General features: G+C 45.3%; 18 protein-coding genes. All 18 read right to left on the bottom strand.

Annotation, left to right across the window (positions count from 1 at the left end):
* Positions 1–2 precede the first annotated feature (2 nt).
* The 18 genes from OCV69_RS08265 to recN all read right to left on the bottom strand — a co-directional run bounded on the left by OCV69_RS08265 (position 3) and on the right by recN (position 22,810).
* Positions 3–1,487 carry an RNA-binding domain-containing protein gene (locus OCV69_RS08265; protein WP_158358551.1) on the bottom strand — a complete coding sequence of 495 codons (1,485 nt, stop codon included), beginning with the start codon at positions 1,485–1,487 and terminating at the stop codon, positions 3–5.
* Positions 1,488–1,636: 149 nt separating this feature from the next.
* Complete coding sequence (locus OCV69_RS08270) at positions 1,637–2,125, bottom strand: HEPN domain-containing protein (RefSeq protein ID WP_138271277.1); 489 nt, start codon at positions 2,123–2,125, stop codon at positions 1,637–1,639.
* Positions 2,103–3,536 carry a DUF262 domain-containing protein gene (locus OCV69_RS08275; protein WP_262563059.1) on the bottom strand — a complete coding sequence of 478 codons (1,434 nt, stop codon included), beginning with the start codon at positions 3,534–3,536 and terminating at the stop codon, positions 2,103–2,105. The genes OCV69_RS08270 and OCV69_RS08275 overlap by 23 nt, the downstream gene beginning before the upstream one ends.
* Positions 3,537–3,634: 98 nt before the next feature.
* Positions 3,635–3,847, bottom strand: a complete 213-nt coding sequence (locus OCV69_RS08280) for a DUF3791 domain-containing protein (RefSeq protein WP_158358550.1) — start codon at positions 3,845–3,847, stop codon at positions 3,635–3,637.
* Positions 3,844–4,314, bottom strand: a complete 471-nt coding sequence (locus OCV69_RS08285; protein ID WP_158358549.1) for a DUF3990 domain-containing protein — start codon at positions 4,312–4,314, stop codon at positions 3,844–3,846. The genes OCV69_RS08280 and OCV69_RS08285 overlap by 4 nt, the downstream gene beginning before the upstream one ends.
* The gene (locus OCV69_RS08290; protein ID WP_138271274.1) at positions 4,311–4,550 is read right to left on the bottom strand and encodes a DUF3791 domain-containing protein; all 240 of its coding nucleotides are present in this window, start codon (positions 4,548–4,550) and stop codon (positions 4,311–4,313) included. The genes OCV69_RS08285 and OCV69_RS08290 overlap by 4 nt, the downstream gene beginning before the upstream one ends.
* A 13-nt stretch (positions 4,551–4,563) precedes the next feature.
* Positions 4,564–8,136, bottom strand: coding sequence for a BREX-1 system adenine-specific DNA-methyltransferase PglX (gene pglX / locus OCV69_RS08295; protein WP_158358548.1), 3,573 nt, complete (start codon positions 8,134–8,136; stop codon positions 4,564–4,566).
* Positions 8,137–8,146: 10 nt separating this feature from the next.
* Positions 8,147–11,695 carry a BREX system P-loop protein BrxC gene (brxC, locus tag OCV69_RS08300; RefSeq protein ID WP_158358547.1) on the bottom strand — a complete coding sequence of 1,183 codons (3,549 nt, stop codon included), beginning with the start codon at positions 11,693–11,695 and terminating at the stop codon, positions 8,147–8,149.
* A gap of 13 nt (positions 11,696–11,708) precedes the next feature.
* Positions 11,709–12,269, bottom strand: coding sequence for a DUF1788 domain-containing protein (locus OCV69_RS08305; protein ID WP_055219002.1), 561 nt, complete (start codon positions 12,267–12,269; stop codon positions 11,709–11,711).
* A gap of 10 nt (positions 12,270–12,279) precedes the next feature.
* Positions 12,280–12,885 (bottom strand): DUF1819 family protein, encoded by a 606-nt coding sequence (locus OCV69_RS08310; protein ID WP_158358546.1) that lies wholly within the window; start codon positions 12,883–12,885, stop codon positions 12,280–12,282.
* 14 nt (positions 12,886–12,899) lie between these two features.
* The gene (locus tag OCV69_RS08315; protein ID WP_158358545.1) at positions 12,900–13,118 is read right to left on the bottom strand and encodes a helix-turn-helix domain-containing protein; all 219 of its coding nucleotides are present in this window, start codon (positions 13,116–13,118) and stop codon (positions 12,900–12,902) included.
* A gap of 641 nt (positions 13,119–13,759) precedes the next feature.
* The gene (locus OCV69_RS08320; RefSeq protein ID WP_158358544.1) at positions 13,760–15,091 is read right to left on the bottom strand and encodes a uracil-xanthine permease family protein; all 1,332 of its coding nucleotides are present in this window, start codon (positions 15,089–15,091) and stop codon (positions 13,760–13,762) included.
* 18 nt (positions 15,092–15,109) lie between these two features.
* Positions 15,110–16,471: an MATE family efflux transporter gene (locus OCV69_RS08325; protein WP_158358543.1), complete on the bottom strand. Its 1,362-nt coding sequence runs from the start codon at positions 16,469–16,471 to the stop codon at positions 15,110–15,112.
* Between the two features lie 92 nt (positions 16,472–16,563).
* Positions 16,564–17,487, bottom strand: coding sequence for a hypothetical protein (locus OCV69_RS08330; RefSeq protein WP_158358542.1), 924 nt, complete (start codon positions 17,485–17,487; stop codon positions 16,564–16,566).
* Positions 17,488–18,133: 646 nt separating this feature from the next.
* Complete coding sequence (gene rhuM / locus OCV69_RS08335) at positions 18,134–19,078, bottom strand: virulence RhuM family protein/type II toxin-antitoxin system death-on-curing family toxin (RefSeq protein ID WP_158358541.1); 945 nt, start codon at positions 19,076–19,078, stop codon at positions 18,134–18,136.
* Positions 19,065–19,310: a helix-turn-helix domain-containing protein gene (locus tag OCV69_RS08340; protein WP_022272653.1), complete on the bottom strand. Its 246-nt coding sequence runs from the start codon at positions 19,308–19,310 to the stop codon at positions 19,065–19,067. The genes rhuM and OCV69_RS08340 overlap by 14 nt, the downstream gene beginning before the upstream one ends.
* Positions 19,311–19,688: 378 nt before the next feature.
* On the bottom strand, positions 19,689–20,966 hold the full coding sequence (gene spoIVB / locus OCV69_RS08345; protein WP_158358540.1) for a SpoIVB peptidase: 1,278 nt from the start codon (positions 20,964–20,966) through the stop codon (positions 19,689–19,691).
* Positions 20,967–21,118: 152 nt separating this feature from the next.
* Positions 21,119–22,810 carry a DNA repair protein RecN gene (gene recN, locus OCV69_RS08350; protein ID WP_158358539.1) on the bottom strand — a complete coding sequence of 564 codons (1,692 nt, stop codon included), beginning with the start codon at positions 22,808–22,810 and terminating at the stop codon, positions 21,119–21,121.
* Position 22,811 lies beyond the last annotated feature (1 nt).

Consider the following 22,811-nt stretch of genomic DNA (forward strand, 5'->3'; position numbering starts at 1 on the left):
TCCTACCTTATAATTTTCCAATTTGCTTTTCGTTTTGTTCCGCCCTGTACCAATCTACCTTTTTCCTGTAAAGAAGCGAACATTCGAGAAATCGTTCTTTTCGATATACCCATTTTTTCTGCATAATAGGCCTGTGTTGCAGACGGATTCTTCTCTATAATCTGCAACAATTTTTCTATCTGCGTCTGTTCCTTATTAAGCGGCACTTCAGCGCTATTAGTGCCATCATCGACGCCACATTTAACGCCATTAGCGCCATTTTTAGTGCCATTTTTAGTGCCATTGGCGTTAATTATGGCGTTATTGGTATCAACCTGACCTCGATAAATATTGATACGTAAATCCACTTCGCCACCAATAAACTCCGGCTCCCGCAATCCGGCAGCTTTTACTTTATCAATAATTCTCGGAATGCCGCTTCCCCAATGCTCAATCAGGTTCATATAGGCAAACGCATGGGCAAGGGCTTCATTTCTGATTTTGGAATAACCTTCTTTCATACGCTCCATCGTTTGTCCCATTGGCAGCTTTCCGGGAGAAGTGATTTCCAAACGATTGTCATATACCGCAACCTGTATTGTACCATGATCCAGATAACTACGATGCACCATGGCATTGATAATCAACTCACGAATGGCATCCGGTGGAATCTCATAAATATCCTGCCGATAAATTCCCACAATGGTAGCACCCAGATGAATATTTCTCAGAACAAACTGAAATGCTTCATCTATCTGCTCCCAAAGCGGACCGGTATATTCTCTACGATCAACAAATACCGCTTTCGTTGTACCTTTGAACACACCACATTGCGTTGCAACATGAAGTCCTCCGTTGCCAGTCAAAATAGCAAACGCATTAGACGGATAATCTTTTCCATCACGCTCAATCAAAATGCCCCAGGAGCGCAACTGCTGTCTGCCTACATCTTTAATTGCTGCTTTCTGTTCCTCTGTACGGGCATTTTTAACAGCCTGTTCCTTCATGGCTTTACAAAGGACATCAATATCTTTATCTGTAACATTTAACCCAGTACATAAAGCCTGATCGTAGTAACGATTACTGCCCTCAAACAACAATTCTTTTATCATATACTCGTCGGCAAGGCGGGTAGTTCCGGCAACACGGACATATACACCGCCATCTCTGCCAAGGGCTTTGATATAATACGGTCGCTGTCTGCCCTCAGAAACCTCTACCACAATAACAGTTTTACCATCAACCGTCTGTAAAGTAATATCCGGGATGATTGCCGGTTCACAACTGTCTGATACAGCATTGGCAATGGCATCCATTTTCTTGAATACATCTTCCTTGTCAAAGCCAACAACCTCTCTGGTTTTATCGGCAATTCCGAAAATGATTTTTCCTCCGGTTCCATTCGCAAAGGCAACCACAGACTTCATATATTTGATGCTTTTCTCCGGCAGGGTCTCTTTAAACTCCACATTCTTCGATTCTCCTGCAAGAATTTCTTCTATGGTCATTGTAACACCTCGCTCTCTCTTTTTGCTACTCTATGTTTTGCAAATTGAATCACTACTATCTTCTCCAAATATAATTTCCAAAATATTCCGATATGCCTCTATATTTTTCAAAAGAAATGGGCTGTTGCAATATTTTCATCTCATTTTCCCTATGTACACACGTTATCTAATATATTTAATATCTTAACAGCTGAATCAAAATATTTAATAACTGTATCAATAGAAACAGATATGCTGTCGCCATGAGCAAAATCGTTTCTTAATTGCACAAGGGAATTTAATTTATCCTTTTCTCCACTTTGTTTTACCTGCTGATCAAATAACGTTTTCCATTCTGAAGAAATGTTCTGTAACATATTGCTCATATTTCCCGTGTTAGGATTACACGAACTATCAATAATTGCTTTTTCAAGATACCCTTTTGCTTTTTCATTTGCACCAACGCTCAAGTAATTATAAATCATTTTTTTGAAAATGACTTCAACTGCCCCACTTGCTTTAACAACAGCATAAGAAATCAAATATCTTGTTTTAGAATCAAATTGATTTCCAGCATTAATCCATTTACGAATACTATCAAGTTCTGCTCTTGTATCCTCTATCATTTGTATAAATTCACCATTCATAAGTAACTCCATACAGGAACTCTGCTGCTATTTGAATACGTGTTTTAATATTTTCAATATTAGTAGTTCTACTACTGGATGCTCGATGAAACTCTTCATTTTTCAATAATCTCTTATATTTTTCCAAATAATTTTCTTCCGTGAATTTATATTCTGTTTTAATTGCATATGATGTGGCAACAGATATAGCATCAAAAATCGCAGGATTTATTTTGCTTGCAAAGTTTTCGGATTCTTTTTTTAAATTTTTAAATGCGTTTTTCCCTAATAATTCATACACTTTATCTATCATTGTGATAAAATCTTGTTTCATATTAAGAATATCTTCTTCTGTTGAATTCGTCTTATCACCCATATACTGATTAAGATACTTGGCTAAATTTATTTGCTTTAATTGTCCCTCATTTCTAATGTGTAAATCTCTCATAGCAAAATATCTTAAAATCAATTCCAAGTCCGCCATTCTGGAATCTTCTACATTTAATCCTAATATCTTTCGCCATGAATCATGTTTATTTAATTCAAAAAGCAAGTCATTACATTTTCCCTGATATACACAATTTCGTATTTCTTGTGCTTTTAATGTTCGTCCGCCTGTATTAATTCTTTCAAAAATTTGAAACATACCCGTATCATTTCTAGGATGTTTTTGTTCAAAAATAATCGCATGGATAGTGCTACTACGTATTCGTCTCTTTTCTTCAGTATCAAGTTCAGCAAAAGCTTTTCCTCTCCATCTGGCATTTATATTTTCAGTATTAGATAATTTAAATATTTTCCCATCTCCAGAAAAAACTCCTTTTACATAATCATGTACTGTCATAATTCGCTGGAATCCATCTATTATTAGCATTGTTTCATCTTGTTCTTTAGCCAAAAACACACTTGGTACAGGTAATCCTAGTAATATGGAATCAATAAATCTACTGGCTTCTGTCCTTGTCCAAACATACTTTCTCTGTAATTCCGGTTTTAACAATTCGCCCTCTTCATACATTGTAATAATTTCACGAAATGACAAATCCGCCCCCCATGAATTGATATTGTACAAATCATCATCTGAATATTCCATTAACTCTTCCGCTGTTTCCTCTAATTTAATTTGTTTAGCTGCCATAGTCTTTTCTCCTTTGCAATATCGCAATACTAACTCTTCAAGTTCCAAACATATTCTGCTTTCAGATAAATCAATCACAATGCAATAAAATGACCCTTTTTTTGTTTTACATGGCTTATTCCTATTGCTCATGTAAAGCGAAGTCATCTTATTCAATGCTACTATTAATTTAATTTCATCACATTTCCGGACAAATAAATAATCTTCTTGTTCTAACAGGTCAAAACTTTCTAAAATTTTCTGTTTACCAAACACTTCTAAAATCTGTTTCATTTCCACCAAAGATATAACTACTCGATATGCCATTAAAAAGTCTTCCTTTCTCATTGATCCTTATCATATCTTTAGTGTCATTAATTCAAATATTTTTTCAAAATGTTTCCTGTTTTTAGCTTTTGCTCATACTATTGCTTCATCTGATATTCCTGTTCCAGTTCATCCGCCAAATATGCATCACTCATGCAGTGCATATCTGATATCCCGTCCCGTATCAACTGATAAACTTCGGAATGATAGAAAAAGTCCAACGCCGCATCCAGTGAAAGTCCTTGCTGTTTTGCAAAACACTCAATCACACGGCTGTGTTTTTTCTGAAGTAAAATCGGATTTGCCGTCATAGTCTTTCACTCCCTTCAAAATGCAATAAAGACAGTGCTTTTTCTGTACGAAAACAGATTTGCAGATTTGGCTTTTCATAACGTAACCGATTGATTGCTTCTGCTTTATCAATCAATCCGTCAAAGAACAGCTCCACAGTATTAAACACCTTATCGTTTGCAACACCACCAAGTACAAGATCGTAATCCGTCATATCTTTTCCACTGCGGCAATTCAGAATAAAATCAAGCCATTCTTCAGAATAAGCGTCAAATTTCAAAACTTTCAGTTCAGCTTCTCGGCTCTCATCATATTCATATTTTGAAATAATACCCTCTTTTCCCCGGCGTTTGAATTTTCCGCACCACTTCGCATCCTGCTCATACAGCGGCGTGACATAAAAGCCACGCCCAAAGTCTACGTTGGGGCGGGAATGAACCAAATTCGGCTGTGCAATCTCTAAAAAAGAGCCATGATACAGAATCATACTTCCACGCCCCTTTCTTTCATCACGTCAAGAAGATCATCAACGATATATTCCCGGCTCTGGGTATGCAGTACTTCATATTCCGGCACAATATAACCGTTCAGAATATCACTCTTTTCGGTAAACGCCTGATAGACACGTTCTGCATCCACCCCCAGCTTTGCCGCAACATTTTCAATACAAAATACAGCAAACTCAAGTTCATTGGAATTTTTAATCTTCTCATCTGCCATCATACGCAAGCCCTCCTTACTTTATTTTAGCCAAAACATCCTGGAAAATTGCATAATTCTTCTTCACGCCATCATCCAAATCAATCGAAATCATCTGGTCTGCCAGGTGATGAATCTTTTCCTCGTAGGCTTTGATTTCGGTATCCTGTGCCTGCAAAGTGGTCAGCTTTTTGTTCAGCTTCACACGCTCACCAGTGGAAGCATTGGCAATCCGCTGTTCCAGATCGGCAAGGGCAGTGCGATAACGAGCCTGCTGCTCATGCACATAATCGGTACGGATACGGGCAATGGTGTCCGGCTGGTAGCGGTGCATATAGATCAGCGCCTTGAAGCCGTTCTTTTTGCCGCTGTCAAACAGCCAGTAAATCGGGCGTTTCTGATAAATCTTGCAATGGTCGGAGTAGAAGTCGCTCAGGAAGTAATTCCGAATCACATCCTTCGGCTGACCCTTGCCGCCGAGGGCATCCGCAATGAATTTCAGGTTTTCGTCTAAGGTATCTGTACCATAAACTGCTTCCACAAATTCTACAAATCGTCCAACAATATCATCCGTAAAATATTCATCGTCACAGATAGGGATAATATTATCTTCATCCGGCATAAAATGCGTTTGCTTATAAAATTCAATCACATCTGGTTTACCATCACATAACCTCGCTGCATCCTCATAAGTATTATAATTCCATTTTCCACCTGCATAAACAAGTCCCTCTTTATAAATAGAGTAACGACCAAACATACAGCCAACCGCATAGGAAATAAACGAGCGAATATCTCTGCCAAGGTCAGCCTTGCGAACCGTGACATCCTTATCCTCAACCTCCGGGGTCAGCTCATCCTGCAAGCCGTAAATGTCAATGAAAATACGGTTCAGTTCTTCCTCATTGGCTTTCAGCTGATTAAAACGGTCATCACATTCAGCCTGCCACTGGGTAAAGGTTTCGGCAATGGTAGGGACTTTGCGGATCAGCGGATGGTGCTGAAAATCCCATGAAGTTTCAAAGGAATCCCAATCTGCCTTTGAAATTTCGATATTTGTTGTTACAACATTTGATATTTCAGCTTTCTTTTCTTCACAAATAATTGTCGGAACCTTTCCAACAGCACCTGCACTATAATCCATTGTAGGTGCAAGAAATGAAAGAAATTCCATGCTAACTTTTGAATTACACAATCCAATGATATATTTCAAATTATCCTTTTCATTGCAGAAACCAGACGATCCTTTTGCATCAAAAATGCCACCCTCCGGCATATAGCGAACATTAAAATCAGCTACTGTTAATGCTGTCCAAGTAAACCCTTCTTGCAGATAATAGCGAATATTTTGTGGTCTGGAGCGCTGTTTTCCTTTGTCATCTCTAAAATTAACTATTTCAAACCCGTCATTTTCCCAATTAACAACAAGTGTCATATTCCCGTACCATTTACGATATTCTCCGCCCTTATGATAGAAAAACCATTTTTTATTTCTATCATTTAAGGTGCTAATTTTTCTGGCATCACATTCCGACCAAAATCGCAAAAATCTATCATTATCACCCGTAATCAATCCCTGGCGTAAATCTGCGTATTTTGAAAGTAATGAACCATTTATAAATAATTCCGCAGTAGATGGTTTTAACCAATATGCTATTGGCATATCTGGAATCTGATAAAACAAAGATTGTTTGACCGTAAATTTATAATCACAGGATGAACTCATAATAGCGTCTAATGTGCGCTTCTCCTGTTCTTCAGCTCCAGTAAATTTTGCAAGTTGAATATATTTTCCCGCATAATTCATGCAACAATTAGTTAATACAAATGTGCAAATCGGCACGAATGCTTCCTTAAAAAAAGCATGATATTCTGGCTGAACTAATGTTACCAAACTATTTTCAGATAGCATCTCTATTCTCATTTTAGAAAATGCTGTCAAAAACATCCATGTGTATGATGTCATCAGTCCAGTAAAACGATTTGCTTTCAGCATAGCGATTGTTTTTTTCATAAAACAGCTATACAGATCGTTTCTATAATTCTTGAAATTATCTTTTACATAATTCAATAAATGAGGAGACATTCCACTGTCTGCCATATATGGCGGATTAGTCACAACAGTATCATACTTCTGTGCCAGTGCTTCCGCCACCTGTACCAACGGCAGTAATTCTCTCAGTGCCGCCTCACGGTACATATTTATATCTTCTGTAATCTCAGCAAAGCGTTCATACAGAGCAGACCAATCCTGCGGTGTTATGGTCAAAATAGAACCATATTCCTTTGCATCATGCAATTCTTTAATAATGGTATCCATAGCCGCTGTGAGCTTTGCATCTCCATTACAGAAATAATCCACGGCAAATTTATCTACATGGTTGCTCTCCACAATAGCATACACATGGGGCTGAATGCCACGGCTGAAAAAGCGGCGGTCATACTGGCGGGCTTTCATCATTACTGCAAAGTAAGCCAGCTGTGCCGCACGGTCATCAATATCCAGACCGTAAATATTATTCTCCACAATACTTGCCACTGCTTCACGAGTGGTATAGCCATAGGATTCATAAATCTTCATCAGCACATCAAACATATATGCTAAGATATGACCGGAACCGGAGCATGGGTCAATGACTTTCAGCTGATCCGGCGTCAGTGCGGCGTATTCTTTGCGAATCTCTGCAAGCTGTGCCTGCACTTCTGGCTCCTGCTCAGCTTCTTCCAGATAGTAGTGCCATTTGGTATCTTCAGGGTCACGGTTTCCAACAGCATAAGCAGACTGTTCTTCCTCGGTAGGAAGAAGCTGCTCTTTCACATCCGGGTGTCCCTCCAGCCATAAACGCCCAAGGCTATTCTCTACCATGTAGCGAACAATCCAGTCTGGTGTGAAAAGCTGAGTTGCTGCAGGGATGTTTTCTTTTGTGATTTTCACATTCTTTTTCAGTGCTGCAAAAACATCATCTTTTTTCTCACTGTTGTAATACTGATACAGCCAGCCGATGATCTGGACAGCATCCTTCCAGTCATCCTCCGGTATCAGTTCAATCATCTGCTGAATGACACTGCCTTCACGGAGCAGATTATCCGGCAGAAGAAGCTCGGTGTAGTCCGAAAGCTTCTGAAACATTCCCGGCAGAATCGCATTCAGGGCGTTACACTGCACGATCAGCAGATATTTATACAGTTCTTCAGCCTTTTCTGCATCTTTCAGCTCATATACCTTTTCCATATCCAATCCATCCAGATCCAGATGAATGGCTTCGGTTATAATCTGCGGCTTAAAATTGTTTTCCTCGTCCGTGAACACACGCACATGGGAAGGAAGATAGCCGTTGACTTCCATGAATCGCAGAGCAGAGAAGCGGTTGAACCAAGTGTAGGCAACCTCCTCCATAACCTGCTTATATCCTTTATCGTTAATCTCGGCAATTAAAGCCTGACGCTGTTTCTTTTCATCGGCAGTGAGGACTTTTCCGCCAACGCTATCCGCATTGGCATCCTCAATATCATCCTCGGTGATACCGTATTCCACACCTTTCAGGGAAACACGGGCGATCAGCTCTGTTCTTGCCCAGACAGCAAATTTTTTAATCGCATTCTTATCCATACTCGTCTCCTTAATTCAGCTTGATCTCGTCGCAATTCTTCAGCAACTGTTTCAGCTGAGAACGAATCTTCTCTACATAATCATCAATATCAGCATCCGTCTGTAAAGTCTTTGCCTGGAATACAACCTGTCGGTTATAGGCACGAACCACTTTTTTCTTTGCCGGATCTGCTTCTTTTCCCGGCTGTGTCGGCTGTACCTGCGGCTTCGGTGTAGGTGGTGCAAGAACAGCCTCGATATTGCTGACCGTATCATCCTTATACTGGCACATCGGCAGGAACATGGCATCCAAAAGAGCAAGGCTCTTTAATTCTGCGATTTTCTCCTTGCACTGGCTGAAATATCTGTCCGACTTTTCAATCAGATGGGATGCCTTGGAATCGCCGTTTGCGGCAGTGTGAGTTGCTTCCATACACTGACGAACCGTTTCCAGAACCTCGGCACGTTTTTCTTCCAACATCTTGTCATGGGCGGTACGAACCGTATCCACCAACGGATTCAGTTCACGAATCCGGTTATAGTTAAACTTGCTTCCGGTCTGAACCATCGTAATCAAACGAATGGTATTCAGTGCCTTATGTGCTTCCTCATTTTCTGCAATTCGGTCAAGATCGTCGTGCAGAGATTTTTCAAACTGCACTGCCTGGTCGAATACTGTTACCTGGGTCTTGAAGAAATTTTCAATGCCGTTACTCATGGCTTCTTTGTTATCAAAGAGAGCATCCTCTTTTTTCAGCACACGCTCAATTAAGGCAATGTTGTCTTTCTTCTGGGAAAGTACATCATCCATCAGCTGAATAGCAGTCTGTACCAACGCACGATCCGGGTATTTATGTCCGTCATAACGGGCATCCAGAGAAGCATAGTAATCACGCTGTTCACTGAATTTCTCAGTCACAAAGCGAATCAGACCATCTTCATTATCCGGTACATCCATAACATCGAAATAATCCCGGAGCATTGATTTCACATCACGCATCATCGTTGCGGAAATGGTTTTACGCTTACTGATAGAAGTCTTACCGATCTCACTCTTTTTGCGGAGCATATCTGGTAGTTTCGGGTCATCCGGCTGAATGGTATTGCCTGCGTACTTGATGGTTACTTTCTGGGAATAAATCAGCTGTGCCGCAACCGCAGCAATGTCGATTTCTTTCCAGCCATACGGAATCGCACTGTATTTGCTTTGCACATCTGCCATAGAAGTCGGCAGCTTTTTCGCATCCTGCATTTCCAGATATTCTTCCATAGCAGAAGCAGCATCACGGTTCGGTTCCATGCCCGGAAGTGCTGTTACCGCACCTGTCAGAATCGCAATAATATCTGCGTCACTGCCTGCATTATCTGTAATCAGGTCGAGCTTGCTATATACATGAGCAACCAGATATTCAAGAGACTGGTCAATCTTGCTCTTGGCATTTCCGGCTTTGATTTCCAAATGCTCACCATCTACATAGAACTGCGCCCCTTCAATGGCATTTTGCAATTCGGTCATAGCACTAAGCTCATATTTTCCGGCTTCGTCCTGCTGATCGCTGATGATTTTCTGCACACTCTTAGGAAGCTGGCTTACATTTCTCTGTTTTACATACTTACGAATCTTCATGGCAGATTCCAGAGATTCATAATAAGGCGTATCAGCCAGAACCACGATTGCTTCATTACCTTTGGATTCTGACATCAGACGGTAATCTGTTTTTTCAATGGCATCAGTAGCAACGGTTAGGAAACGCAGACGCATACCGCCTGTTGCCACACCAACGGTAATTCCATCTACCATCTGATCAAAGGCAAAGTCATATTTTCCATAACGGAACTTCTTGGTTGTAAAAATATCTCCGTAAATCATCTGGGCGATACGCTCTACGATAGATGTGGTATCCACATTGGTGTCTCTGATTTCACGCTGAATGTCTTGTTCTTCATCCGTCAGAAAGTTATAGGTATCACCGGTTCTGCCGATATAGTTCTGGCTCATCAAACGGTCAAGGCATCCACGGACAGCTTCACGCATGATAATCTTATCCACACGAATATCATCTGCCATAAGGATAACGATATTGTCCAGATTGGAAGGAATATCATCAATATAGCGAATCAAATATAACAATTTCAGTACATCCACATCCTGCTGTTCAATGCCATCGCCGTTGTCAGCAGCTTTCTGGCAACGCTCGATTACCCGGCGGATAGAACCGTCCAGGAAAGTATGTACGGTATCATAAAAACGGAAGAACGGAACAAGTGCGAATTCATCCTTCTCTTGAATTTTCTGTGCAGCTTCCTGGAAACCGGACAGCATGGAACGCTCACCACCGGACAGGTGCTTGCCGGAATTTCCGTGTTTTCGGATTTCAGCAAACACCTTCTGCATAATGATGAACTGATACGGCACGAACGGAAAGTTCTCGGTAAATTCTCTCGGACCGGAATAACCTTTAATATCCAGAATAGAACCGCTGAAGCTGAACAGGTTGCGAAGAACAGAATCGTTCTGCTCATAAACACCTTCCAGGTCTTTGGCTGCTTCCGGTTTCTTTTTCAGAATACGCTTCTGAATGACCTCATCTACGGAGGAAGAAGATAAGCTCAGTCTTGTTTTGAAACGAGCCTGGATGCGGGAGAACTCATCAGCACGAACTTTAATGATTTCATCAATGGCTTCCTGCCCGGTGCAGATTACCCAAATCTTGCCTTCGCACTCACTTCCGATTTTCTCGGTCAGAGACTGGAGGTTCAAAAGCATATCCGTATCCGTACCAACATACTGTCCAACCTCGTCAATCATAAACAGCAGGCGGAAGTTTGCAGGTTTAGTATCTACATAGGCTTTCATATCTTCCACAAGTTGTGCGATAGAAATTTCGGTTGCAGTTTTATCATTGAACCACGCCTTAGCATCGTCCTCACTCATATCCAGAACTTCCATCAGTGTCGGGATGATGAACTTGCCATTGAAAGCAAAGGCACGACGCATTTCCAACCAGGACTTGCCTTTCTTTTTTTCAAAAACTCTGCGGAACTCCTCGGTTTTTCCCTGCTGGTCAATATAACGCTCCATCATGGCAACTTTCAGATTTTCACCGTAAAATCCCAGATGGTTGTAGAACATCTTTGCAAATACACGAAGTACGGCAGTCTTGTCTTTATTGCTGAAGCCTTCAATATCAATGTTGAAAAGAATGGTTTCCGTCTGTCCCTTTGTAGCACGGTCGATCAGCATAAAAGTTGCCGGGTCATCCTCAAACTTTTTACGGAAACGCTCCACACTGCGAATGCCTTTTACCTCTTTATTTTCCAAAAGATAGGAAAGCATTTTCAAGAAGTGAGATTTACCACTTCCAAAGAAACCAGAAATCCAAACACCCATATCGGCGGTCGGCTGGTCGAAAGCATCACCGTAATAATTGAAAAACGTAATGAAATGTTTCTTCAATTCTCTGGTAATGACATATTCATTTAACTCCTGCTCGATTACATCATCAGCAGCCTGATCTACTTTAATTACACCATTGATTTTGCGGTTAATGTCATCCGCAAACATATCTCGAATCATCATGGCTTTATCCCCCTTAATCTATGACATTGAATGCCCGATAATAATCATTTGGTGTCAAACGATTGAACAGTTTTACATGACGCCCATCAAACTCACCCGGATACATCACCAAAATCGGAACATCCGAAAAATACGGTTGCAAGGCTTCCAATAACGTATGGATTCTCATAAACGGGAACACCTCGCCCACACCTGTCAGCATCAGTACATCACCCGGTTCGTGTGGCTCATACTGGATTTTATCAATGAACTCTCCATTGCCGATTGCGGAGTTGAGCTGCTCCAGAAGATAAGCACTTCCATCAGCTTCTTCCATATCGGGAATCGCATCTGTGATGTCCATATCATCGCAGATAGAAAGAAATGTTTTATATAAATTACAAACAATCAAATGGCAATCTAAGGACTGATCTGTTTCCAACTGATTCACAAAATGGCGGACAACCATTTCATTCTCCGGTTCATAACAGAAGATTCTGATATTCACCTCATTGCTGAGTCCTTTGCCTTCCAAGAACTCCGGTTCCTGAATCAATGCCCGAACTTTGTCCAGGCGTTCTTTTATGTCACTCATTGGCTACCTCCTAAGAAAAGCAATTAAACGCCGGCAGTATCGCCGTGTCGCCATTGCTTCTGATGGCATTCTCCAAAACAGGATGCAGCCATACTGGATTCAAATGATCTGCCTTGAGGTTGTCGAGATATTCTGTTTCAACAAGCACTCTGGCAATGATCTGTTTTAACTTTGTTATTGTAGTATCGCTCCAGGAAGCCACGGTATCATTCTGCTCCTGCAAGCGCATAAAAAATGTATTCAAATCTATCTTACCAAAAGACGTATCCCTTAATCTGTACTTCTCACCAATGACTGTCAGCATAAATTCCCAAACCAGTCGACTCTGCTTCATCAATGCATACAGACAAATCTGTTTTGCTACATCCGTTGGCTGTGACGCAATCGCAGAAACCAGAGAATCATCTTCCAGTGCATGAAGCCGTTTGATGCAGGCTTTCGCCATGCGTGTGATGGATTTTTCAGTTGGATACTGAAAAAGATTCTGCTCTACAATTTCTTTTACAATCGCATCATCGGAAATTCCTTCTGACATAAGCTTTGCAGTGGAACGTATTTCATAAAAAAGGAACGGCTCTCTGGTCAAAGACGCAATATAAGGATAAGAATGATCCATATTACCGTACCTCCTTACTGTTCCTCTTTTTTATCAGAAACAAATTCCATAATGTCTCCAACATCACAATTCAAAGCAGAACATATCTTTGACAGAATCTCTGTACTTACATTTTCATCTTTTGATAATCGAGACATCGTTGTTGTACTAACTCCTGTCATTGCACGCAAATCTTTCTTCATCATTTCTTTATCAATCAACAATTTCCACAATTTCTTGTAACTAACTGCCATTTTTTCACCTCAATCTTATTTGCTTGAAATATCTGTTCACATGGTATTCTTCATCATATCACAAAAATGCGTTTCAAACAATCTAATCTGTTAAAAATCGTATTTTAACTCCGAAATATCGCAGTTAAAATTACCAAAACCACATCTTTATGGTAAATAGTAAGTCGAGAATCCCATTTGCAGCCCAAGAATCCCGCTTTGTAAATAAGAGTCCTGTTTTGTAACCGAAATTCCTTGTTTGTAAATGAAAGTCCCTGTTTGTAAGCAAGATTCCCAGATTTTCATTTCCGTTTCGATATGATATAATACGTTCAGCAATAAATTTGCGTACAACAACCAGAGATCAGTTTCCTCTCGAAATTTTTGTATTCGGAGAATCCATTCCTGTTTTGATTGGATAGAGTTGTTCTATTCTGGCGGCACTTAGCAAATTTATCTGTTACTTTTTGAGAAGTTTAGGCTTTAAGATGATGTTCCCGCGGTAGCTGTCAAGGTCTCGTGCAGGAACGGACTTTGGCCCGCTGCCCGCGTAAAAAGGCGCTGCTTTGCAGATACATTCCCATCTGCTTTGCAGCGCCTTTTCCGGGGCGGTTCCTTTATTCAGTTCTGCGGCTGACGAAACGCCTGACCGCCTGTTTCCGCTACCCCTGGATCCGCTCCAGCTCCATATCCTCCGGCAGGATCAGATTCAGCAGGATAGATACGACAAACACCACAGCTACCACATTGGCGGAAAATACGGACTGGACCACCTCCGGGAAGATCCGCCACAGGTTGATCTCACTGGCCGCAGTAAAACCGATGCCCACAGAGAGCGACAGGGCGGCGATGGTCATGTTCCGCTGGGTAAATCCAGCCCTGGAAAGCATCTGGATCCCCGATACCATGATGGTCCCGAACATCATGATCGTACACCCGCCCAGAACGGATTCCGGGAGGGATGCAAAAAAGTTCCCCACCGGTGGCAGGAACCCGGCCAGCAGCATACAGCCGGCCCCGGTGGCAATGGTAAAGCGGTTTACGACCTTCGTCATGTTCACGAGCCCCACATTCTGGGAAAATGAGGTCACCGGAGGGCATCCAAACAGGGCAGAAACGACGGAAGCAAAGCCGTCGCAGGCCAGGGAACCGGAAATCTCCTTTGAGGTGATCTCCCGGCCCAGCCCTCCAGAGACCATGGCGGTCGTGTCCCCGATGGTTTCTGCCGCAGAAACCATAAAGATAATAGCAACGGAAAAAATGGCTCCCATATGGAATTCCGGTACAAAGGGCAGAAGCGCTGGCAGGGAAACAATTCCCTCTGAAAAGATCACTGACAGATCCACCTTGCCCATAAACACCGCCAGGATATATCCCACCACAAGTCCTGCCAGCACAGACAGCTGTTTCAGATATCCCCGTGCCAGGATGTTCCAGCCCAGGCAGACGGTCAGTGTGACAGCTCCCAGAAGCAGATTGGAGGCCGAGCCGAAATCCTCCGCGTAGCCGCCTCCAAAGGATCTGGCCCCCACCGTAAACAGGGAATATCCTATGGCGATCACCACCGACGAGGCGACCACAGGGGCAATGATCTTTCTCCAGTATCTGGCAAACAGGCCGATGACGCCCTCAAAGACTCCGCCGCAGATCACTGCGCCTATGACGGCCGGATATCCGTAGCTGGCCGCCACGGTGCTCAGCACCGTAACAAACGTAAAGCTGACACCCATGACGATCGGAAGCCTGGAACCGATCCTCCAGACCGGAAACAGCTGGATCAGCGTTGCGATCCCGGCCACCAGCATGGCATTCTGCAGAAGAACGGCGACCTCTGCCTGGGAAAGCCCCCCTGCGGCCGCAATGATCGTGATCGGCGTCAGATTCGACACAAACATGGCCAGAATATGCTGGAGTCCAAAGGGCACTGCCTTTAAAAGAGGCACCCTCCCGTCCAGCCTGTATATGTTGCTGATGCTGCATTCACTGTTCTTCATACTCTTATCCTTTCCTGGTTAAAATGCGGCTGGGGGATCCTCAGCCCGTTTCTCCCTCTCTGCCTTTCTTATTACCCGCTCATAGGAGACCCACAAAAACACCGCCGCTGCCGTCCATGCCGCCGGATGGCAGAAGCATGTAAGAACGTAGCTTCCCATTTTCATGGCAAAGACCGCCGTCACCAGCCTTGCCAGCAGCTCTGCGATCCCCCCGGCCATGGGCAGAAAGCCGTATCCGCATCCCTGCATCACGTTCCTGTATACAAAGATCGCACCCAACGGGATAAAAAACACCACACAGATGTTCATGTAGGTCCTGGCCCATGGCATCATGGCACTTATATCGCCTGCAAAAAACAGGCTCATGGCCGGACGCAGGAAAACAGTCCCCAGGACTGCCGCCATAACCGCATAGACCACTGTTACGGTCATGCCCGCCCGGACTCCCTTTTTTACCCGGTCCAGATCCCCTTTTCCAAAATTCTGGCCGGCATAGGAGGCCATGGCCTGGCCCAGGGCGATCATTCCCTGCTCCACCAGGGTCTCCAGCTTTCCGGCCGCCGTATAGGCCGCCACCGCCAGGGAACCGAACTGGTTCACAGCCGACTGCATGACCATGCCCCCGGAGGCTGTAATGGCAAACTGGAGAGCCATGGGAATTCCAATGGACAGCTCCCGTCTGACGTCTCCTCTGTGGGGACGCCACTGACCGGCTCCCGGCGTCAGATCCGGCGTTTTTAAGAAAATATACCCACCGCATAATACTGCCGATACTGCCTGGGAAAGCACCGTTGCCAGGGCCGCGCCTTCCACGCCCATGCCTCCGCCCACGATCAGCGCCAGATCCAGCGCCACGTTTAAGCAGGCGGAAAAGACCAGAAAAAACAACGGGACCCGGCTGTTTCCCACCGCCCTCAGAAAGGCAGAAAACAGGTTATAGAATACACAGGCCGCCGTTCCTGCGGCAATGATCTTGATATACCGGCCCGCCTCCCTGAAAATGTCCTCCGGAGTCTGCATGAGACGAAGGAGCGGATCCATGACCGCCAGGAAAAAGCCTGTGAGGATCACCGTTGTGACGGCTGAAAGAAAGATCCCTGCGGAAACGCTCCGCTTTACACCCGCCGTATCCCCGGCTCCATACCGCTGGGCCGTCAGGATCGTAAAGCCGGAGGTGAGTCCCTGGGCAAAGCCTGTGATCAGAAACATGATGATCCCGGTGGAGCCCACGGCCGCCAGGGCTCCGGCTCCCATATACCGGCCCACGATGATCGTATCGGCCATATTATAAAACTGCTGGAAAAGATTTCCCAGCAAAAGCGGTATAGTAAACCGCAGAAGGATCGGCAGGGGCCGTCCCTTTGTCATATCCGTTCCCATATGACGCCTCGCTTCCTTTTAATTTTCCGGTTTATTTTAGCGCATCCGCAGAAAGGCTGCAAGTGGATTTTCCGCCGTTTTACAGGCCGCGCCTAAAACAGATCCAGCATATTATCCAGATACATCTCCTCTCTCACATGGATCTGGTATTCCGACCTGGTCATGTAATAAAGAAGGAACTCCAGGACCAGGGCGCTGCCCAGTCCCCGGCCTTCGATCTTAAAATCAGAAAAGCCCATGGGAAGATAGACATTCCGGATCTCTTCTGCTCCGATGAATCCCGGATTTTCCATGGCTCTGGAAAACCGGTAGCCCTCCCCTGCGCCGGGAGCCGTACAGCAGTGGTCCGGACCGTCCTCCCCGAGATTTTTCCGGCTGACGGCCTCGTAACAGCGTTTCCTGTCCCTGCATCCATAGAAACAGCATTCGTTGCACAGGAATTCCACCTTGGCCTTCTGGCGTTCTGACAGCGTATCCCACTGGTCAAGGGCCTTATTCAGCCGGAAATCCGGCACTGCATAGCGAAACTCCTCCCGGTCGATCTCCTCTGTGAACCGGTCAAAATCTGTCAGTACCTTTGTGGTGGAGGAAACAAAATAAAGGCCTGGATATTTCTTTTTTAAATACTCCAGCAAAAGCTCCGAATGAACGATAACGCCGTTTTTCGTTTTCCCACCCTTCTCAAACATGGCGCAGATGGCATTGCATTTCCGGTCCGCAAGATGCTCCTCCCTGATCAAGGAATTACTGAAGGTCAGACGGCCAGAGATCCCGTACTTCTCCAGCAGCGCCAGGACCTCTCCCGGATCCTGGTCTCCTTCCCCGACACGGCCCCCGCCCCAGATGCATCCCGCCGGAGCGCCGTATATGGAGCCAATCCCGCACCATTCGTAAAAATATTCCCTATGTTCAAAAAATAACGGCAGAAATCTTTTGTACAGCTCATAAAACTCAAACAGGCCCGGAAGATGGAAGTACGCCGTTGTTTTCCCGGAACTGATTCTATCCTGTGGCATATATGGTCTCTCCTTTTATGTAAACTTGGCATTTCGCTCAATGCACGGCACCTGTTTCAGCCGCATCTGTCCGGCCGTCCAGATCCAGGGATGCTCTCGCCTCCCTGTTCCCGGCCCCCATGGGATCCACAGCCTTATATGTGATCGTCCGGACTATTTTTCTTTTTCATTGGTGTATATCTCCATTTGCGTAGCAGGCGCATACATGTGTGTGCAGAACACCGGTTTCTGTTGCAGGGCATTCCATGGTATTTTCCCCGCCTATGCCGCTGGTTTTATTCTCATGGTCGGCGTTACATTTGCCGGCTGTAAGCTGAGGGAAAAAGGAACGAGATAAGAGGGGGCCAGGCTGCTGTCCGGTTCGTTTTTGTCCGCTTCATAATTCGTATCACAAAATACATAGAAATACAATCTTTTTTAATTTAAAAAGCTCAATATGGCGTCCGTCGTTAAAAGACGCGCCGTATTGGAGCCATCTAAGTTAAATCGGGACAGTCAAAAAGCAGGCGTCACAATGGTTCGCGTTGTGTTGTCTGCTTTGGTTTACGCGGGCAAGAACCAAAGTCCGTGCCTGCACGAGACCTTGGCGACTGCCGCTCATGAGTGATCGTCATTAAGAACAATATTCCAAAGTTAAAATCAAGCTTTATAACATACAATTCATAATCACGCTTATCATCATTTCTTTTTCTTCTGGTCTGGACTCTGCGATCATAATGGTTAGTGCTACTAAAGCAGCATCTTCTATTTTCTTTTGTCCATCTATAAACAGTACTTCATTTTTATCAAGAAAATAGAGAAACATTGTCGCAGCAATTCTTTTATTTCCATCGAAAAAGCTGTGGTTCTTGGTCACCAAATACAGCAAATTTGCAGCTTTTTCTTCCAAAGATTCATAGATATCTGTTCCTCCAAATGACTGATAAATATTACCGATACTGCCTTTGAAAGAATCATCCTTTTCTTTTCCAAACAAATCGGATTCATCTCCGAATCGCATGCTCTGGATCACATCCATACATTCCTCATAGGTAAGAACATATGTCGCACGATTTCCTTCTGGCCGTGTCATATTCTGGTGATCATAAGAATCCAGTAAATCCAGTGCACTGCTATATTTTTCTATTACAGAAAGAACCTGTCTGCTATCCAACTCGTTTTCGGTCCGCTTCATAATTCGTATCACCTCGCCTAACTGCCTGATACGATTATCATTTACTGCGTAGCCCTTCAATATGTACTGTTTAAGAACTGAATTTGCCCAACGCCGGAATTCAACGCCTCGTTTTGATTTTACACGGTAGCCGACAGAAATGATAACATCCAGGTTATAATATTCTGTCATATGTGTTTGCGTTTTTCCTTCGATAGCACCATGTGGAGTGGTGGTCGCAAATTTTGCGACTACCACTTGACCTTCCAATTCCTCTTTTAGGGCATTATTAATATGTTTACCAATTGTTTTTACATCCCGGTCAAAAAGCTCAGCCATTTGATTTCTATTCAGCCAGACCGTCTCATGATCTACTGCCACAGGAAGCGTTATCAATTTATCCTCTGTTTCAAAAATTACAATTTCATTTTTGTTCATATCGTTCCTCCAATTCTATTCCTTTTTCCTTCATCAACTTCTGCACCTTAACGTAATATGCAATTAATCTGAGTACGTACTCCGGCATCTGCCTTCTTCCCGCTTCCCATTCCTCTAATGTTCTTAGTGGAATATCCATGTATCGTGAAAATTCTGTCCTGTTCATATCCAGCATTTCACGAATTCCTTTTAATGTACCTATCTGCTTTTCAATCCTTTCTTTTTTATCCATCTCGTTCTCCTTATGTATCCACTCATTGTGTGGATATAGTATCACAAAATATAAATAAATACAATATTTTTTGAAAAAAAGTCAAATATGGTATGCATCGTTAAAAAGCGTGCCATATTGGTTCTTCCGCTTCTCCGTCCAGGCCACCTCGAAAAAGCTTCGCTTTTCCTCGGTGTTTGGCTTTCGCCAAATTAGACACTCGCAATTAGGAGGCGCTTACAAGCAGGCTTGCCTACGGTTCCGCTGACCCGTCCAGGCACCTCGAAAAAGCTCCGCTTTTCCTCGGTGTTTGGCTTTCGCCAAATTGGACACTCGCAATAAGGAGACGCTTGCAAGCAAGCTTGCAGCGCCTCCTTATTACTCCTGTTCAGCCTGGACTCAATGCTCCAGCATGTTTTCAATAAAGATCCCATATCCTTTCGTGGAGTCCTGGATGAATACATGGGTGACGGCTCCGATGAGCTTGCCGTCCTGAATGATGGGACTGCCGCTCATGCCCTGTACGATGCCGCCGGTGAGCTTCAGAAGCTCTTCGTCCACGACGCGGATCACCATCCCCTTATTTTTCTGAAGACTCGTGTGATCCACTTTTTGAATTTCGATCTCATAATCTCTCACCTCCCCCGATACGTCGCTGCGGATAAAGGCCTGGCCCTTGTGGACGTCCTGGCGGAAACCCACGGGAATAGCCTCGGACTGGAACCGTTCCAGGAACCGGCGGTTGACGGTCCCGAAGATCCCCTCCTCTGTATTGGCGGTCACTTCCCCCAGCTTTGTACCTTTTCCGTAATAGATGACCCCGGACATGACTCCGGGCTTTCCTGATGTTCCTTTTTCGATCCCCATGATCTGGGTATCGTAGAGCTCTCCCTCCCGGATATCCACCAGCTTTCCTGTGTCGCTGTCGCTGATCCCATGGCCCAAGGCGCCGAAGGAGCCGTTCATGTCCACGTAGGTGACGGTCCCGATCCCCTGGGTATCGTCCCGGACCCAGGCCCCCAGCTTATAGGTCCCATCCTCTGCCAGCACCGGCTCCAGCTCCACCTTTAAAAGCTCCCCGTCCCTGCGCACCTCCAGGGATACGGGACTTCCGCTGCTGGCGCTGACGGCCTGGATCAGATCGTCCTTGTCCTCCATCTCCCGTCCGTTGACTGTCTCGATGTAGTCTCCGGATTTCAGAACGCCGAAGGCCGGCTCCACCACGTTGCCCGCATCGTTGACGATCTCCCCGGTGCCAACGACCATGACTCCCCTGGACTTCAGATAGATCCCCACAGGTACGCCGCAGGGCGCGGCATACATCCCGTCCACCACATCCACCTGGATGTCCTTCATGCGGATCAGCCCGAAAAGCTTCATTCCCAGGTGGTAGCTTCCTTCAGATGCGCCATACATGGACACCGGCTCTGTGGTCTGGATCCGGACCTTTCCTGCTGGGATGTTGGACGCATTCCCCAGGACCACCTCCTCGCTGTCGCTCTCCAGGGTGACGCCTGGAGGCAGGGTAAAATGGAAGATCTCCTCCTCGCTGACCACCAGGTTCAGACGGTCCGGCACTGCAAGCTTCACATAGCCCCATGTGAACGCAATGGTAAAGACCAGAGAAAAACAAAAGACACCGGCCAGGATCCTTCTCAGTCGTTCCTTTCTTGTCACGGCAAAACCTCCTCTTCTTTATGATTCTGCCCCGGCTTTTCCCTGTCCATAACATACGGCGTCTGCAATTTCCCCAGTAACGGCAAAGGAGAGGGCAGTGATATGCTCCTCTCCTAGTATGTGATCCTTTTCTCTTTTCAGCCTGTCAGTTTTTAGATGACGTTTCTTTCTTCCAGCAGCTCCCTCTTCTTCTTTTCCGCCAGCCGCTTCATTTCCCTTGCATTTTCAATCACCGCGCCTGTGATCTCCGCACCGCCCAGAAGCCTTGCCAGCTCCTCGGTCTGCTCCTCTTTTCCCAGCTTATGGATCCTGGTGGACGTTTTTCCATTTTCCACGGTTTTCCGGATCTCAAAATGGGTATCGGCCATGGCCGCGATCTGGGGCAGGTGGGTGATGCATAAAACCTGGTGCTTTCCGGCAATATAGGAAAGCCGTTCTGACACCTTCTGGGCCGTGCGCCCGCTGATGCCGGTGTCGATCTCGTCGAAGATCAGAGTGGGGATATCGTCCGTATCCGCCAACACCGTCTTGATGGCCAGCATGATCCTGGAAAGCTCGCCGCCGGAGGCCACCTCGCCCAGCGGTCTGGGCGGAATGCTGCCCGGATTGGTGGAGATCATAAATTCCACCTCGTCGGCGCCCTGGGCCGTAAAATGCTCCAGATCCCTCACATCGATCCGGAAATCCACATGGAGGAAATTCAAGTCCATGAGCTCTGCCCCGATCCGTTCCTCCAGGACCCGGGCCGCACGCTTTCTGGCCTCCGAAAGGGTCCCGCAAAGCTGCTCCATGGACCGGGTCTGGGCTTCAAGCTCCCTGGATGCCAGCGCTGCCAGCTCTTCATAGTTTTCCAGCTCCTGAAGGCGTTCCCTTTTTTCTTCCAGGCTTTTTAAAACGGCTTCCTCCGAATTTCCATACTTGGCCATCAAGCTGCGGATCCGGTCCAGACGCTCCTCCGTCTGTTTAAAGGTTTCCTCATCGAACTCCATTTCATTCATATAATCGGAAATGGACCGGGCCACACCGTTTAAGATGTCCTCCGCATCAGAAAGTTCTTTTAAAATATCGTTTAAATTTTCATCATAGGCGGCGGCATTCTCCACATGCTTCACCGCACGGCCCAGATCGGCTCCGTCCACAGCCATAAACGCCGTCTGCATGGCCTCGGCGATCTTCCTGCTGTGGGAAAATTTCCGGCAGACGGCAGAAAGCTCCTCCTCCTCTCCCGGGCGGATGGCCGCATTTTCGATCTCCTGGATCTCAAACCGCAGAAAATCCGACTCCCGCTTTCTCGTCTCCTCATCCAGATGGAAGCCCGAAAGCTTCTCTCTGAGGACCTGATATTTCCGGTAGCCTTCCTCCACGTCTCTTTTCAGATTTTCCGTTTCATTCCGGGAATATTCGTCCAGAATCTCCAGATGCCTCTGCTTATGGAGAAGGGACTGATGCTCATGCTGTCCATGAATGTCCAGGAGAAGTCCGGTGACGGCCTTAAGCCTTGCGGTGGTCACCGTCTCGTCGTTGATCCGGCTGACCGTCCTGGACGGAGTGATCTTTTTAGAAATGATAAGGAGGCCGTCCTCATCGGGCGCGATGTCCAGGGCCTCCAGAGCGTTTTTTTTCTTCTCATCGTCCACGGAAAAGGCCAGCTCCACCAGGGCGCTGTCCTCGCCCTGGCGGATCATGTCCTTCGACGCCTTTCCTCCCAGCGCCAGACCCACAGATCCGATGAGGATGGATTTTCCTGCTCCGGTCTCCCCGGTCAGTATATTAAGCCCTCCGGTAAACTCCACCTCGGCCTTTTCGATCAGGGCCAGGTTTTTTACGTGTAAGCCCAGCAGCATT

It is taken from the genome of Alitiscatomonas aceti (assembly GCF_025567195.1).
GTDB lineage: Bacteria > Bacillota > Clostridia > Lachnospirales > Lachnospiraceae > Alitiscatomonas > Alitiscatomonas aceti.